10 protein-coding genes are annotated in these 15990 nt (G+C 62.7%); 6 read left to right on the plus strand and 4 right to left on the minus strand.

Going from position 1 to position 15990, the window contains the following annotated elements; all coding sequences use genetic code 11:
* Positions 1-50: 50 nt before the first annotated feature.
* From JJN09_RS10120 to JJN09_RS10130, 3 genes are all read right to left on the minus strand, one after another.
* Positions 51-4520 (minus strand): hemagglutinin repeat-containing protein, encoded by a 4470-nt coding sequence (locus tag JJN09_RS10120; protein WP_249489995.1) that lies wholly within the window; start codon positions 4518-4520, stop codon positions 51-53.
* Between the two features lie 94 nt (positions 4521-4614).
* Entirely contained in the window at positions 4615-6342 is a 1728-nt protein-coding gene (locus JJN09_RS10125; protein WP_249489996.1) for a ShlB/FhaC/HecB family hemolysin secretion/activation protein, read from the minus strand.
* Between the two features lie 105 nt (positions 6343-6447).
* Entirely contained in the window at positions 6448-7581 is a 1134-nt protein-coding gene (locus tag JJN09_RS10130) for an MFS transporter (protein ID WP_249489997.1), read from the minus strand.
* A gap of 97 nt (positions 7582-7678) precedes the next feature.
* Here JJN09_RS10130 and JJN09_RS10135 point away from each other — a divergent pair, with 97 nt between their 5' ends.
* From JJN09_RS10135 to JJN09_RS10145, 3 genes are all read left to right on the plus strand, one after another.
* Complete coding sequence (locus tag JJN09_RS10135) at positions 7679-8443, plus strand: helix-turn-helix transcriptional regulator (RefSeq protein WP_249489998.1); 765 nt, start codon at positions 7679-7681, stop codon at positions 8441-8443.
* A gap of 96 nt (positions 8444-8539) precedes the next feature.
* Complete coding sequence (locus JJN09_RS10140; protein ID WP_249489999.1) at positions 8540-9661, plus strand: HlyD family secretion protein; 1122 nt, start codon at positions 8540-8542, stop codon at positions 9659-9661.
* Complete coding sequence (locus JJN09_RS10145) at positions 9658-11250, plus strand: DHA2 family efflux MFS transporter permease subunit (RefSeq protein ID WP_249490000.1); 1593 nt, start codon at positions 9658-9660, stop codon at positions 11248-11250. Before JJN09_RS10140 ends, JJN09_RS10145 begins: the two co-directional genes overlap by 4 nt.
* A gap of 4 nt (positions 11251-11254) precedes the next feature.
* Here JJN09_RS10145 and JJN09_RS10150 read toward each other — a convergent pair whose 3' ends face one another.
* On the minus strand, positions 11255-11695 hold the full coding sequence (locus JJN09_RS10150; RefSeq protein ID WP_249490001.1) for a carboxymuconolactone decarboxylase family protein: 441 nt from the start codon (positions 11693-11695) through the stop codon (positions 11255-11257).
* Positions 11696-11947: 252 nt separating this feature from the next.
* On the opposite strand from JJN09_RS10150, the gene JJN09_RS10155 reads away from it, so the two are divergent.
* The 3 genes from JJN09_RS10155 (at position 11948) to JJN09_RS10165 (ending at position 15942) form a co-directional block, all read left to right on the plus strand.
* Entirely contained in the window at positions 11948-12454 is a 507-nt protein-coding gene (locus tag JJN09_RS10155; RefSeq protein WP_249490002.1) for a sigma-70 family RNA polymerase sigma factor, read from the plus strand.
* Positions 12454-13413: a FecR domain-containing protein gene (locus JJN09_RS10160; protein ID WP_249490003.1), complete on the plus strand. Its 960-nt coding sequence runs from the start codon at positions 12454-12456 to the stop codon at positions 13411-13413. Before JJN09_RS10155 ends, JJN09_RS10160 begins: the two co-directional genes overlap by 1 nt.
* 99 nt (positions 13414-13512) lie before the next feature.
* On the plus strand, positions 13513-15942 hold the full coding sequence (locus tag JJN09_RS10165; RefSeq protein WP_249490004.1) for a TonB-dependent receptor: 2430 nt from the start codon (positions 13513-13515) through the stop codon (positions 15940-15942).
* Positions 15943-15990 lie beyond the last annotated feature (48 nt).

Here is a 15990-nt window from a genome sequence, read left to right on the forward strand (position 1 = left end):
CATCAGAAGCGGGAGCGAGCTGGCTCGCTCCCGCTGGTTTCACTGACGACTCAACCTTTTTCGTCGATCCCCGCTTGCAGGGACTGACTGTCCAGATGACCGCTCAGGGTCACCGGGCCGACTTTCAGGTTGCCGTTTTCAAGGGAAACCTTCGGTGCGTTTTCTTCGGTTTTGTGCGGCAGGTCCAGCCCGGCTTTCACGCCGTAGTCGCGGTTGCTCAGGTCGGTGCTGCTGACCTTCGAGCCACCCAGATCGACGTTGCCCTCGGTGGCAGAAATCCGCGCGCCGGTCAGTTGCGTAGCGCCGCCGACAGTGAGGTTCACACCCTGGCTACCGCTGATACCGGAAGCCTGTTTCACGCTGTCCTTGTGCGCGTATTCGCCGTCGACTTTCAGCGTTGGCTTGTAGTCGGTGCCGGCCAGTTTGCCCTTGTCGTCGGCCGGGGTCTTCTTGGCGGTCAGACCCAGATCCACATCGAGCTTGGCGTGGTTGCTGGTGTCCTGACGGCTTTCGACCGTCAGATCACCGGCCACTTTGCCGCTGACATTGCGCGCATCGATCCGCGCGCCGTTCAGGCTCGCATCACCGGTGCTGTTCAACACCACCGTGTCAGCCTTGATCTGGCTGTTCTGCTGGGTGGTGCCTTGCAGGTAGTCCACGCCAACCTTGGCCCCGGCATTGAAGCCGTGATCGCTGCTGACTTTTTCATCGGCGGCGGTCGGTGTGCTTTTGCTCAGATTGCCACCGGCGTTCAGGGCAACGTTCCAGTTGTTGCGGTTGTCGGTGGACTGCGCGGACTCCTGAACGAAACCGCCCTTTTGCGCGTCGATGCTGACGTTTGGCGCGCTGACTTGAGTGCCTTGCAGGCGCACCGAGTCGCCGCTCAGCGCGATTCCGTTCTGGCTGGTGAGCTGGCCACCGCTGAGGGTCTGCGTGTTCTCGTTGACCCGGCCGATGTTGAAGTTGCCGCTGAGATTGCCGCCCTGATCGCGGCTCTTCTCGCTGCTGGTTTTGCTGCCGCCCGCCTTCAGACCGCCACCGAGATTGCTGCCGGTGGCGACGTGCGAGTCGGTGGCCGCTTGCAGGTCGAGCTTGCCGCCGGCCTTCAGGTCGATAGCACTAGCGCTGTCGATCTTCGTGCCCTGCTGAACCTGATTGCCGCCGCTGCTCAATTGCACCGGGCCGTTACCGCTGATGCTGGCGACATGCGCCTGGGTGTCGGTGGTCTGGTTGCCTTTGTGATCGAGCTGGAACCCGGCGCCGAGATCGACATTGGTGCCGTCGGTGCCCGGCAAGGTGCCGACGGTCAGCGAGCCGTTGCCACGCAGGCTGGAGCTGTCGCTGCTCTGACGGTCGTTGGCCTGATTCAGGGCCAGATCACCGCCGGTCTTGACGCTGACTCCGCCCTGCCCGCCATCGAAACGGCTGCCTTCGAACTGTGCGTCGTGGCCGACATTGATGTTCACGCCTTGATTGCCAGCGTAACCGCCGACCACCGCCGTGGAACTGTCCTTGCTCGACTGGCTGCTGCCGCCCGCGCCGCTGCCGGCTACGTTCACGTCTTCACCGGTCTTGGTGTAGACGCGCACATCGACCTTGGCATCCACCGCGTTGTCGGTGCTGCTGTGGGTATTGTTCGCGGCGTCGGCCACCAGTTTGTCAGCACTGATGTTCACTTTGCCGGCGCTGGCATTGTACTGGGTGCCTTGGTCATGCAGCGTGCCGCCAACCTTCACGTCCACGGTCTGGCCGTCGAACCGGCTGACTACGGCGTTGCTGGTCTGCTCGGTTTTATCGGCGCTGGCATGACCGATTGCCACGTCGATACCGACGTTCGGCTGACCGAGATTGGCCAGTGCGTCCTTGTCCGGCACCTTGCCGTCGAGCACGTCTTTCACCGCGCCGGCAATCGGCCGGGCGATGTCTTTGTACTCGACGTTGGCGCCGATGTCCGCCGACCAGTTGCTCTCCTTGTGAGTGCTGCTCTCGGTGTTGCTGGCGGCCCGGTTGTCGACTTCGTTGGCGGCGACGTTCAGGCCGTTGCCGGACTTCAGTTGTGCGCCCTCGGTGGCGAGTTTGTCAGCGTTGATGTTCAGGCTGCCGCTGCTCTGCACGCCGGTGGTTTGCGCGGTGGTTTTGCTGGTGGTGTCTTGCGAGGTGCTGTGCGAGAAGTCCACGCCACTGCCCGCGCGGTCGAGGCCGCCGGTGTAGTAGAAACCGCCGCCGGTGCTGCGGGTTTCGGTCGAGGTGCTGTGGCTGTCCTGTTCGGCCAGCAACGAGACGTTCTTGCCGCTCAGAGAGGTGTCGCCAGCGGTGGATTTCACTTCGGCGCCTTTGAGCGTCACGTCGCCGCCCGCCTTCACTTGCACGGTGCCGCCGCTGAGGCTGGAGCCCTGCTGCGTGACGTCATTGGCGGTGACGGTTTGCGCCTTGTCTTCGTAATGCACGCCGGCGCGGTACTGCTCCGCCGTTTGCTCCTTGGCGTAAGCGTCAAAACCACGAGTCTGCGTGCTGTTGCTGCTGTCGTGGGTGTTCTGCGTCGAATGCACATTCACATCACCCGCCGCATCCGCCGTCAGCGAACCGCCGGCCTTGACCGTGGAGCCGGCGACTTCGATGTCCTTGGCGCTTTTCAGCTTGAGGTTGCTGTCCGACACCAGCTCGCTGCGCACCGTGGTGCTGTCCTTGCTGTTCTGGCGCGACTCGTCCTTGGTGATGCCGAAGAACTTGCTGTCCTTGTCGTGGTTGTTGCTGTGCGAAGTGTCCTGCACGCCGTCGATGGTCAGCGAACCGTTGTCGCTGATCACGCTGGCGTCCTGGCCGCCACGCACCTGGCTGCCGCTGATGCGCACGTCGTCGGCCTTGACCAGCAGTTTGCCGGCGGCGTTGATCTTGCTGCCCTGGTGCTGGGTCTGGCCCTTGTCGGCGTCGCCGGTCTTGCCGAAGAAACCGCCGCCGACCAGATCACCGGAATAGCGGTTGTCGCTGCTGCGATTGGTACGGGTCGCGGTGGTGACTTCCACTTGCTTGCCGGCCAGTTGCAGATCGCCGGCGCTGTTCAGCTCGGCGCCTTCGGAGCGCAACAGTGCTGCGGTTTGCAGAGCGATGTTACCGCCCTTCAACTGGCTGGTGACGCTGCGCTGCTCTTCGCTGCTGCTGTCCCAATCGGCTTTCCACAGGTGTTTGCGGTGCTTGCCCTGATCGGTCTGGGTGTGGCTTTCAGTGGCGGCGGTCAGGCGCAGGTCGCCGTCGCTTTGCACGCTGAGGTTGTTCTTCGCTTCGACCTTGGCGGCTTTCAGTTCGGTGTCTTTGCCGGACGACAATTGCGCGTCGCGGCTGGCAACGATCTGGGTGCCGTGCTGGCGCGAATCGCTGTCGGTCTTGGTGCGCTCGTAGGTTTCCCAAGTGATGCCGATGGTGCTGTTGTTCCAGTTCTCGCGCTGTTCCTGGAGCTTGCGGCTTTCGACGGTGGTCAAGGTCAGATTGCGCTTGGCATCGACTTTCACGTCACGACCGCTGACATCGGTGGCGGCCAGCGTCAGGTCCTTGCCACTGTGCAGGCCGACGTCGCCCTGGCTGCTGCGAATGCCGGCACGGGTCACGTCGAGGCTGTCCGGGATCGCCTGACCGCTGACGCTCAAGTCGCCAGCCGAACGAATCTGTACGCCGTCACGCCCGGCGACTTGCACAGCGCCGACCTTCACGCCTGCGCCGTCGGCGGTGCTGACGATGTTGATGCGCCCGGCCTGCATCGCGCCGAACAGGCTGGCGTCGATCCGCTGATCGGTGGTGTTGCCCGCCGGGTCCACGGCTTTCACCTGGCCGCTGGCGTAGTCGATCTGATTGCGCCCGACGGTGAGGTTCAGTTGATCACGCGCAGTAATCGCACCCTGGCTGTCGATGCGCGGCGCGATCAGGTTGATCGAGCCTTCGCCATTGCGCAGCCCACCGCCCTGAATCTGCAACTGACCGGTGGCGTCGCGGGTGCTCAGGGCTTGCAGCTTGCCGTCGTTCAGCTCGGGACGGCCGACCACCAGATTGGCGTTCGGTGTGTTGATGAAACTGCCGCCGTTCACCGAAATGCCGTTCGGGTTGGCGAGCACGTAGTCGGCGGCGCGACCGAAGATTTCCTGGGCGCCGTTGATGGCCGACGGGTTGCGGCTGATCACTTCGTTGAGGATCACGCTCGCGGCCTGGCCCTGCAATTGCGGGTTGGCCGCCAGTTGCCCGGCGAGCTGCGATTGCCCAGCCTGCAAGGCGTTGTTCAGCACCAGGCCCTGACGGTCGACGTTGTAGTCGAGGAACTGGTTGTGCGACAGGCCGGAGCCGTTGGGCGCGACGATGTTGACGATCGGGACGCCGCCCTGGGTTTGCAGTTGCGCGGTGCCGCCGGGGCCGGGTGCGACCACCACACCGCCGGCCATGGCGCCCGGCAGATGAGCGATCAGGAACAGGCTGGCGATGGCCCAGCGCAGTTTGCCCCGTGGGGAAAGATGAAACGCAAAGGTATTCATTGGCATAAAAAACTCTCCATGTGGTGCGGCATCACGTTGCGCGTTGAGTTAAAGGCCACGGCTGTCGCGCTCAGGTCCGATGGCTGTTGTTCACTGACGTTCATATCTGTAATCCGACCCGCATCAGCCAGGTTTCAGGCTCGCGGTGCAGGCCGGTCGGGGTGTTCAGGCTGCGTTGGTAATCGACGTCCACTTGCAGGTTTTTCCAGCCCAGGTTGAGGCCGATGCTGGCACCGCTCAGGCGTTGAACCGGGGCGCCGTGATCGGCCTTGATCCAGCCGTGGTCGAGGCCGACGCGCGGGGTGAGCTGCACCGGCAAGTCACTGCGCAGCGGCAGGCGCAAGGTGTTGCGCCAGATCGCGCCGCTGGCACCCGACGCGCTGCTGACCCGGTAACCGCGCACGGCGGAATCGTCGGTGCCGAGCAATTGCTCGATGGCCGGCAGCGGGTCTGGGCTGTATTGCAAATTGAGCTGGCTCTGCCATTGCCAGGCTTGCGCGCCGAGCTGGCCGTTGCGCCATTGGCTGAGGCCGGCGCGGTACTTGCGAAACTGTGCCTTGGGCAGGTTCTTCACCTGGCGATCGGCATCGTCGTCGGCGCCCAGCCAGCGCAAGCCTTGGGCGTAATTGAAGTCGAGGTTCCACACCGCGCGATCGAGCCAGAACAGATTGAGCCCGGCCTCGGCCACGGTCAGGGTTGGGCTCTGGACGCCGAGACGGACGTTTTCCAGGTAGCTGTCGACGTCCTTGTGCGCCAATTGCAGGTTGGCGCTGAGCTGATGGCTCTGGTCGCGCCACAACACGCGGTCGGCGCGCAGGCTGAGTTGATCGGTGATGCCGCTGCTGTGCAGGGTCGCCGCACTGAGTTTGAACGGCGCGCGGTATTCGGCGTGGCTGGCGAAGGTGCTGAACGTCCAGTAACCGTAGGGAATCGCGTAATAGAGACTGGCGTTGCGGCTGTAGCGGTCGCCCTGATTGAGGGTGTCGCTGGCACTGAGACTCAGCAGGTCGTTGAGTTCGAGCGGACTGTCGAGCGTCAGGCTGAGCGTGTCGCGATCACGGCCGGTGCTGGCGCTGCCGAGGTTGTCGACACCGGCGCCGAGTGCCCAGCGTGACTGCCCCGAGGTGCGCGAACGCAAGATGATTTTTGACGCACCGGGCTGACTGCCAGGAGCGATATCGGCGGTCAGATCGAGCGAGCGCAGACGGTTCAACTGATCCAGGCCCTGCTCCAGATCCCGCAGGTTCAGCGGCTTCCCGAGCATGCCCGGGAATGCTCCACCGAGTGACACCGGCAGGCTCTGGTCGGCCAGTTCGATGGACTCGATGTAGCCTTCGTCGATCAGGATATCCAGCGACTGCCCCGCTGCCGGCGCGCTGCTCAGGTACGGCCGACTGGCGATGTAGCCCTTCTCCACGTAGAGCGCGGTGATGGTCGCCAGCAAATGGTTGATCTGGCCGACGCCCATGCACGGCGCCAGCAGCGGTTTGATCCGGGCGTTGAGCTTGTCCTTATCGATCAGCGTGACACCGCCAATGCGCGTGCCGCTCAAGGGCCAGCAGCGTTCGTCAGGTTTGATCGATTCAGGAATGGCCGGGGTGACCGGCGCCGGGCCGAACGCGCCGCGCTCCAGTTGCCGCTTGCGCTGTTCGAGTTGCAGTTGTTGCAGGTCGCGCTGTTGCAGTTGTTGCTGGCGCAGCACTTCCTGGCCAGGGGCTGGCGCTTCGGCGGCGAGAACGCTGGGCGCACACACACTCAACAACAAGGCCGACAACAGCGGGCGAGGCAGATAACTACGACGAGATACAGCGCGAATCGAATACGGCACTCAACATCCTTGCAATCAAATGGCTTAATGCCATCCCATCAATTGCAGTGATAGTCAGAGCCTTCCTACACAATTGCAAGACGCTTCCTACATTGCTTACATTTCTTAAACAAATGCCTTTTTAGCGCGGATCGCCAGCGATAACGCCAACAAGTTGCAGATCATCAGGGTTTCCCCGAGGGCCTGAGACCACGCTGCCAACATCAATCCTCCGCCGATCAGCAGGTAATAAAACAACCCCAGCAATGCGCCGGCAGTGCCCAATCGATCGGCGTAATTACTCAGCGCTGCGCCCAGAATGTTCGGGATCGCCATGCCGAACGCCAGTACCACCAGCAGCATCGGCAGCACGAACCAGACGTACGCCTGCAGCAGCCACACGCCGATGCCACCGAGCAAACCGGTGAGCGCTGCCAGGCGAATCAACTGCAGCGGACTACATCCGATTTTCAGCAGGCGTTTGTTGAGCCATGCTCCAAACCCTGAGGCCAATGCGAGCATCACGCCGCTGTAGCCGAACCACTCGCCGCTCAGGCCGAGACGTTCAAACTGAAAAGGTCCAAGGCTGTAGTAGCTGAACAACGCAACGTTGAACGATGCAATCCACAGCGCCGAACGCCAGATGCCGGGATCGCGCAACATGTCGCTCATGGTTGCGAACAAACTGACGGAGGTGAGTTGCGCTGGACGGGTTTCCGGCAGGTTGCGCCAACTCCAGATCCACAAGATCGAAGCCAGCAGCAACAACGCAGCGAGCACGCCGCGATAGCCGAAGCCGTGAACCAGACTCGCCCCGCTGAACAGACCGATGGCCGGGCTGGCCGCCAGCGCCATGCCCACCAGAGAAAACACCTGGGCCAGTTCGCTCCCGCGATAACGGTCACGCAATAATGTCTGGGTCACCACCGAGCCGACGGCGGCGCCGAATGCCGCCAGTGCCTGAGCCATCAACAAACCGTTGAAACTGTGAACGCTCAAGCCGAGTACGCAGGCAACCGCATAAATCGCCAGACCGGCGAGCATCGAGGGCCGCCGGCCGATCCGGTCACACACACGGCCCCACGTCACCACACCCAACGCGAAGGCCAGGAAATACACCGACAAGGTTTGCGCCGCCGCTTGCGGGCCAACATCAAATGCCCGGCCGATATCCCCAAGCGCCGGGCTGAACAGGGTCTGGGCGATCTGCGAAAACATCAGTAGTGCAATCGCCAACATCAAAAACTTTCTATGGCTCATCACCATGACTCCTCAACAAAAACGCCGAGGAGTTTAAAAAGTCGTGACTGACGTATTATCCAAACCCTGACAACTTATCGTTGAAATCGGACAACCCATGGCCTGGCTCGAAGCCCACGACCGTTTTGACCCGGATCGCTTCCCGGCGCCGGTCATCGGCATCGCCTCTACCCTCGGCGATCACGACTCAGGTTTACATCGGCATCAGCGCGGGCAATTGCTCTACACCCGACAGGGCTGCACGCGCATCACCCTGGCGCAGCAGTTGTGTCTGCTGCCGCCGTCGCGGGCGGCGTGGATTCCCGGTGGCGTTACGCATCGGGCGGTGATGCAGCAAAGCGTCGACTATCGCTCCATCTACCTGACGCCCGAGTTGTGCCGCGAGCTGCCCCAGCAGGTCTGCGTGATTGAGGTCAGTCCGTTGCTGCGCGCCGTGCTGGAACCGATGGCGATTGCTGATTTCGACACCGACTGGCAGCAGGGCAAATTCGTCCACTTGTTGGGGCTGTGCCTGAGTGAAATCCGTGACGCAGCGCAGCAACCGATGCTGCTGCCCCTGCCGCAAGACAAACGCCTGGCGCCTCTGCTTGCACGCCCCGAGCAAATGCCACCGGAGCTGCAAGTGCTGGAGCAACAGATCGGCGCCAGCAGCCGCACCATTGGCCGGATCCTCCAGCGCGAAACCGGCATGAGCTATCAGCAATGGCGCCAGCAATGGCGGCTGATGCGCGCCATGGAATTACTTGCCACCGGGCGTAACCTCAGCTATTGCGCGTTTGAACTGGGTTTCGCCAGCGACAGCGCATTCATTGCGTTCTTCAAATCCATGACCGGCAGCACACCCGGCACCTGGCTCAGATAAGCAACTGACGACCGGCGATAAAAATCAATTGCCACAAAATATTACTCGCGTCATATTACAGCCGTAATAGCACCATCGCTTCGCAGGTATCACGCCATGACCAGCATGCCCACCGTTGAACCCGATCTCGCCGTTCCGGTCAGCGCCCCCAAACCTCCCCTGCTCAAACGCCTGCTGTTGCCCACTGCGGGTCTGGCCGCGCTGGTATTTGCCGGGCTGTATGCCGTGCATTGGTGGGGTGCCGGTCGATTTCTCGAAGAGACCGACGATGCCTACATCGGCGGTGACGTCACGGTGATCGGGCCGAAAGTCGCCGGTTACATCGAAGAAGTGCTGGTCAGCGACAACCAGCCAGTGAAGGCCGGCGACGTGCTGATCCGCCTCGACGCCCGGGATTACCGCGCCAATCTGGCCAAGACCGAAGGCGCCGTCGCCGCCGAAGAAGCGCTGCTGGCCAACCTCGATGCCACCGAACAATTGCAGCAAGCAGTGATCGGCCAGGCCCGCGCCGGCATCGATGCCGCCGGTGCCGAAACTGCCCGTTCCCGGGACGACAACGCACGCTACAAACGCCTGGTGACCACCAATGCAGTCTCGGTGGAAAGCGCTCAACGGGCCGACGCCACCTTCAAGACCGCGCAAGCCTTGAGCGCCAAAGCCCAGGCCGAATTGCTGGCTGCACAACGCCAACTCACCGTGATCGAAACCCAGAAACAACAGGCCCGCGCCGCCCTTCAGCAAGCCCGGGCCGAACGTGATCTGGCGCAACTCAACCTCGGTTACACCGAACTGCGCGCCCCGGTCGACGGCGTGATCGGCAACCGTCGTGCGCGGGTCGGCGCGTATGCCCAGGCCGGTTCGCAACAGCTGTCGGTGGTGCCGGCCAGCGGCCTGTGGGTCGATGCCAATTTCAAGGAAGACCAACTGGCGCGGATGAAACCCGGCCAGCGCGTGAGCATCCGCGCCGACGTGTTGTCCGGTCAGGAATTCCACGGTCGCCTCGACAGCCTCGCCCCCGCCACCGGTTCGCAGTTCAGCGTGCTGCCGCCGGAAAACGCCACGGGCAACTTCACCAAGATCGTCCAGCGGGTGCCGGTGCGGATCCTGCTCGACCCCGCCGACGGCGTGCTCGGCCACCTGCGTCCGGGCCTGTCGGTGACGGCTGAAGTCGACACCCGCGCCCAACCTGAAACCACCGCCGTGGCCAGCGCGCCATGAGCACCGTCCTCACCGCCTCCGCGCAGCCGTTCAATGCCGCCGAGATGGCGACGGCGACCAAAGTGTTCGCCTTCGCCACCATGTGCATCGGCATGTTCATCGCGCTGTTGGACATTCAGATCGTCTCTGCCTCGCTGCGGGATATCGGCGGCGGCTTGTCCGCCGGCACCGATGAAACGGCCTGGGTGCAGACCAGTTACCTGATCGCCGAGATCATCGTGATCCCGCTGTCGGGTTGGCTGTCACGGGTGTTCTCCACGCGCTGGTTGTTCTGCGCTTCGGCGGTCGGCTTCACCCTCGCCAGCCTCTTATGCGGCGCGGCCTGGAACATCCAGAGCATGATTGCCTTTCGGGCGCTGCAAGGGTTTCTCGGCGGCTCGATGATTCCGCTGGTGTTCACCACGGCGTTCTTTTTCTTCACCGGCAAACAGCGAGTGATCGCCGCCGCGACCATCGGCGCCGTGGCATCGCTGGCACCGACATTGGGCCCGGTAATCGGTGGCTGGATCACCGACATTTCGTCCTGGCACTGGCTGTTCTACATCAATCTGGTGCCGGGGATTTTCGTCGCCGTGGCAGTCCCGATGCTGGTGAAGATCGATCAGCCGGAACTGTCGCTGCTCAAGGGCGCTGACTATCTGAGCATGGTGTTTCTCGCGCTGTTTCTCGGCTGCCTGGAATACACCCTCGAAGAAGGCCCGCGCTGGAACTGGTTCAGCGATCAGACCATCTTGATCACGGCGTGGATCAGCGCCCTGGCCGGCGTGGCGTTTGTCGGTCGCACGCTGCACGTGGCCAATCCGATCGTCGATCTGCGCGCCCTCAAGGATCGCAATTTCGCCCTTGGTTGCTTCTTTTCCTTTGTCACCGGAATCGGCCTGTTCGCGACGATTTACCTGACGCCGCTGTTTCTCGGCCGGGTGCGCGGCTACGGTGCGCTGGACATTGGTCTGGCGGTTTTCTCCACCGGCGTGTTCCAGATCATGGCGATTCCGCTGTACGCCTTTCTCGCCAATCGCATTGATCTGCGCTGGATCATGATGGCGGGGCTGGCGTTGTTCGCATTGTCGATGTGGGAATTCAGTCCGATCACCCACGATTGGGGTGCCGGGCAATTGATGCTGCCGCAAGCCCTTCGCGGGATTGCCCAGCAACTGGCGGTGCCGCCGGCCGTGACGTTGACCCTCGGCGGTTTGGCCCCGGCGCGGTTGAAACACGCCTCGGGCCTGTTCAACCTGATGCGCAACCTGGGCGGTGCAATCGGGATTGCCGCGTGCGCGACCATTCTCAACGACCGTACCAACCTGCACTTCACCCGGTTGGCGGAGCATCTGAACAGCAGCAACGAAGCCTTGAATCAGTGGCTGGCCCAGGTTGGCGGCAATTTCGCCGCACTGGGTCAGAGCGGTGACGTCGGCATCACCGCCGGCCTGCATCAGTTATGGCTACTGACTTACCGCGAGGCGCAGACCCAAACCTATGGCGACACGTTCCTGATGATCATGGTGTGCTTCGTGATCGCCACGGCGATGGTGCCCTTGATGCGCAAGGTGCAACCACCGGCCGCGCCGAGTGCCGATGCACATTGATCGATCAGGCTTGTGGGGTTTTACGAAAGCCCACGGCCAGACGGTTCCAGCTGTTGATGGTGCTGATCGCCACGGTCAGGTCGACCATTTCTTTCGGCGAGAACTGGGCGGCGACGGCTTCGTAATCTTCGTCCGGCGCGTGGGTCAGGCTCAGTTGGGTCAGGGATTCGGTCCACAGCAGCGCGGCGCGTTCACGGTCGGTGAAGAACGGCGCTTCGCGCCAGGCCGTCACGGCGAACAGTCGACGTGGGGTTTCGCCGCCCTTGATCGCGTCAGCGGTGTGCATGTCGATGCAGAACGCACAGCCGTTGATTTGCGAGGCACGCAGCTTGACCAGTTCGATCAGGGTCTTTTCCAGCGGCAGTTTCGAGACGGCGGTTTCCAGGGCGATCATCGCTTTCAGGGCATCTGGGGAAGCGGTGTAGAAATCGACACGAGGTTTCATGGTGACTCTCCGGGGCAAGTGAATGTGTGGCTACGTTAGACCTGGGGGCGGGCCAGGCAAATAGCCAATCTCCCGGAAGACGAGTAGGCCACTTGGTTGGCGTCAGAAAAGAAAGTGCAGAGGGGTAATTGCCAGCGCTCGTTATGTGCCACTAGAATGCGATCAATTCTTAATTGCACACTTTTCGCACTCTCGATTGCACCTCTACATTGCAACCAGGCAACGGACGCCCGAAACGAGTACCTGCCCTTCATGTCGTCCCTCGATCAGCCGTTGAATCAGCAAGTCCAGACGCTCTACAGCGAACACCACGGGTGGCTGCAGGGCTGGTTGCAGCGCAAGTTGGGCAATCGCTGCGATGCGGCGGATCTGGCGCACGATACGTTCCTGCGCCTGCTGACCCGCCAGGTGATCAAACCGCTGGGCAGCGAACCCCGGGCGCTGCTGACGCACATCGCCAAAGGTCTGGTGATCGACCGCTGGCGCCGTCAGGACATCGAGCGCGCCTACCTGGAAACCATCGCCAGCCTGCCCGCCGCCGAGGTGCCGTCGCCGGAGACCCGCTATCTGATACTCGAATCCCTGTGGCGCATCGAAGCGTTGCTGCGCGAGTTGCCGGCACAGACCCGCGACACCTTCCTGCTGTCGCAGATCGAAGGCCTGACCTACGCGCAGATCGCCACGCGCCTGAACGTTTCGCTGATTACCGTCAAACGCCACATGCGCGCCGCGTTCATTGCCTGCCTGAGTGTCGCCTGATGAGTTCGTCGATGATTAATCCGCAGATTCTCGGTGAAGCCGCCGACTGGCTGGTGCAATTGCATTCGGGCACCGCCTCGCCGTCCGATCATCAGGCCATCGCCCAATGGCGCAGCCGCAGCGCCGAACACGCGCAGGCCTGGCTGCGAGCCGAAGCGCTGCTGGGGGATTTGCGCAGCGTGCCGGCCAATGTGGCGATCCAGACCTTGCAACGGGCTTCGCGCAAAGAAGGCCTCAGCCGTCGCCAGACCCTCACCCGCCTCGGCCTGCTGTTGATGGCGGGACCGCTGGGCATCGCCTCGCAACATGTGCCGTGGCAGCAATGGACCGCTGATCAGCGCACCGCCGTCGGCGAGCAAAAAACGCTGCAACTGCCGGACGGTACTCAGTTGCTGCTCAACACCGACAGCGCCGTGAACATCGCTTTCAGCCCGGTCGAGCGCCGGGTCCTGCTGCTCAACGGCGAGGTGCTGATCAACACCGCCAGCGATGCCGCCGCCCGCCCGTTTATTGTCGAAACCCCACAAGGCGTGGCCCGTGCGCTCGGTACACGTTTTTGCGTGCGCACCGAAGGTTCGCGCAGCCTGGTGTCCGTGCTGGAGGGCCAGGTGCAAATCACCCCGGAACTGCTCAAGCAAAACGCAATTCTGAAGGCCGGCGAGCGCCAGCGCTTCAAACTGAACGGTTTCGACAGCGCCGAAACTTTCGATACCGCAAGCCTGGCCTGGGACAAAGGCATGCTGCTGGCCAGCAACATGCGCCTGGACGAATTACTCGGTGAACTGAGCCGTTACCGTCGGGGTGTCTTGCGCTGTCATCCGGATGTCGCGGCGATGCGCGTCTCAGGGGCGTTTTCCCTGCGCGACACCGATGCCAGCCTGCGTTTGCTCAGCGACACCCTGCCGCTGAACATCAACAGCCTGACCCGCTATTGGCTATCGGTGGAACCTCGTGTCTGAACCCTTCGAAAATATTTTCAATGTTCATTGATACCTTTTCGCGACTCGTTCGGTGAGTGGATAGACCTTTCAATTCCACGCGCTCGACAGGATCGCCGAATGACCGCATTGCCCACGCCTCGCCCCGCCACTTTCCCGCTCAAGGCTCTGAAGCTGAGCCTTGCCCTGGCCTTCGGCGCGCTGCTGCCGACCCTCGGTCACGCCGCCGATAGCACCCGCGAAAGCGCCAGCCAGAGCGTCAACATCGGCCCCGGCCTGCTCAGTCATGTATTGGCACAATTTGCAGTCAGCGTCGGCGTGCCGCTGTCGTTCGATCCGGCGCAACTGGGCAATCGCCAGAGCCCGGGCCTGCAAGGCAGTTACACCGTGCAGAGCGGTTTTGCCCGATTGCTGGAAGGCAGCGGTTTCGAACTGATCAGCACAGGCCACAACGGTTACACCGTGGCCCCGAAAGTCGCGGCGGACGGTGCGCTGGAACTGGGCGCCACCAATGTCAGTGCGCTGCGTGACGACAGTGGCGACACCTACGGCGGCGAGCAAGTCGCCCGCCGCGCGCAGATCGGCATGCTCGGTAATCAGGAAGTCAACGACCTGCCCTTCAGCGTCACCAGTTACACCGCCAAGACCATGGCCGACCAACAGGCGCAAACCGTCGGCGATGTGCTGCTCAACGACTCTTCGGTGCGCCAGTCCAACGGCTTCGGCAACTTCTCCCAGATGTTTATGATTCGTGGCCTGCCGCTGGCCTCCGATGACATTTCCTATAACGGCCTCTACGGCGTGTTGCCCCGACAGATCATCGCCGTCGAAGCACTGGATCGGGTCGAACTGTTCAAGGGCCCGAACGCATTCGTCAACGGTGTGACCCCGAGCGGCAGCGGCATCGGTGGCGGGATCAACCTGCAACCCAAACGCGCCATGGACACGCCGACCCGCAGCGTCACCCTCGATTACAGCGCAGACGGTCGGGTCGGCGGCCATCTGGACCTGGGCCAGCGCTTTGGCGAGGACAACCGCTTCGGTGCACGGGTCAACCTGATGCAGCGTGAAGGCGACACCGCCGTCGATGACGAAGACCAGCGTTCGTCGCTGTTCAGCGTCGGCCTGGACTATCGCGGCGAACGTCTGCGGGTCTCGACCGACTTCGGCTATCAGAAACAGGTGATCAACCAGGGGCGCTCGGTGATCTATGTCGATTCAAGCCTGAAGAAAGCCCCCAAGGTGCCGGACGCCAACGCCAGCTATGCCCAGAGCTGGAGCTATTCGCAACTTGAAGACACCTTCGGCATGGCCCGCGCCGAATATGATTTGAATGACAACTGGACGGCCTACGTGTCCGGCGGCGCCAAGCATACCCGCGAGAACGGCGTGTACTCGTCGCTGACTGTCACCGACCTCAACGGCAGTGCCCGCGGCGGCATGCTTTATTCGCCCCACGACGAAGACAACCAAAGTGCCATGGCTGGTCTCAACGGTCGCTTCGACACCGGCCCCGTCACGCACCAGTTGAACCTCGGCTGGGCCGGCATCTGGGGTGAGCAGCGCTCGGCCTACGAAACCGTCGGCAGCGCCGGGCGCTACAGCACCAACCTGTACAACGTCACCGACAAGCCGCGCCCACCCGCCACCTCGTTCGCCAGCGACATCAACGACCCGCGCATCACCGGCAAGAACACCCTGCGCAGCGAGGCGATTTCCGACACCCTCGGCTTCGTCGATGACCGCATCCTGCTAACCCTAGGCGTGCGCCGTCAGGAGCTGAAAGTCGATGGCTGGAGCACCGTCACCGGCGCCCGTACATCGAGTTATGACGAGTCGATCACCACCCCGGTCTACGGCCTGGTGATCAAGCCGTGGGAACACGTGTCGTTCTATGCCAACCGCATCGAAGGCCTGGCCAAGGGCCCGACGCCGCCGACCACCGCGATCAACCGCGACGAAACCTTCGCCCCGGTGCGCAGCAAACAGGTCGAGGCCGGCGTGCGCCTGGACATGGGCAGCTACGGCGCCAGCCTCGGCGTCTACCGCATCGAGCAACCGTCGAGCTATACGCAGGACGGTATCTTCCGGGTCGATGGCCAGCAGACCAACAAAGGTGTGGAACTCAACGTCTACGGCGAACCGCTCGACGGCTTGCGCCTGCTCAGCGGTGCGACCTTGATGAAGACGGAGCTGGAAGGCAGCAGCAACGGCGTGAATGACGGCAACCGAGCCGTCGGGGTGCCACGCTTCCAGTTCAACCTCGGCGCCGACTGGGACATCCCGGGGCTCGAAGGCGCCGCCCTCAGCGCCCGCATGTTGCGCACCGGTGGCCAGTACCTGAACGCAGCGAACACCCAAAGCATTCCGGCATGGACACGCTTCGATCTCGGCTCGCGCTACGCCTTCAAACTGGACGAAAAACAGATCACCCTGCGGGCCAATCTGGAAAACGTCGCCAACGAAGCCTATTGGGCCTCGGCCAACGGCGGCTACCTGACCCAGGGCACGCCGCGCACGCTGAAAGTCTCGGCGACCGTGGACTTCTGAGTACCGCTGGTCACCCGGTCGGCACCAAGCAAGGCGCGCTTCAGACCA

Source organism: Pseudomonas sp. HS6 (assembly GCF_023375815.1).
In the GTDB taxonomy this organism is placed as follows: Bacteria; Pseudomonadota; Gammaproteobacteria; order Pseudomonadales; family Pseudomonadaceae; genus Aquipseudomonas.

Bases quoted from the DNA above. Each gene is read 5' to 3' on its own strand.
- JJN09_RS10120 (WP_249489995.1), bottom strand. From the start codon at position 4,520: ATGCCAATGAATACCTTTGCGTTTCATCTTTCCCCACGGGGCAAACTG.
- JJN09_RS10160 (WP_249490003.1), top strand. From the start codon at position 12,454: ATGAGTTCGTCGATGATTAATCCGCAGATTCTCGGTGAAGCCGCCGAC.
- JJN09_RS10165 (WP_249490004.1), top strand. From the start codon at position 13,513: ATGACCGCATTGCCCACGCCTCGCCCCGCCACTTTCCCGCTCAAGGCT.
- JJN09_RS10145 (WP_249490000.1), top strand. From the start codon at position 9,658: ATGAGCACCGTCCTCACCGCCTCCGCGCAGCCGTTCAATGCCGCCGAG.
- JJN09_RS10150 (WP_249490001.1), bottom strand. From the start codon at position 11,695: ATGAAACCTCGTGTCGATTTCTACACCGCTTCCCCAGATGCCCTGAAA.
- JJN09_RS10130 (WP_249489997.1), bottom strand. From the start codon at position 7,581: ATGAGCCATAGAAAGTTTTTGATGTTGGCGATTGCACTACTGATGTTT.
- JJN09_RS10140 (WP_249489999.1), top strand. From the start codon at position 8,540: ATGACCAGCATGCCCACCGTTGAACCCGATCTCGCCGTTCCGGTCAGC.
- JJN09_RS10135 (WP_249489998.1), top strand. From the start codon at position 7,679: ATGGCCTGGCTCGAAGCCCACGACCGTTTTGACCCGGATCGCTTCCCG.
- JJN09_RS10155 (WP_249490002.1), top strand. From the start codon at position 11,948: ATGTCGTCCCTCGATCAGCCGTTGAATCAGCAAGTCCAGACGCTCTAC.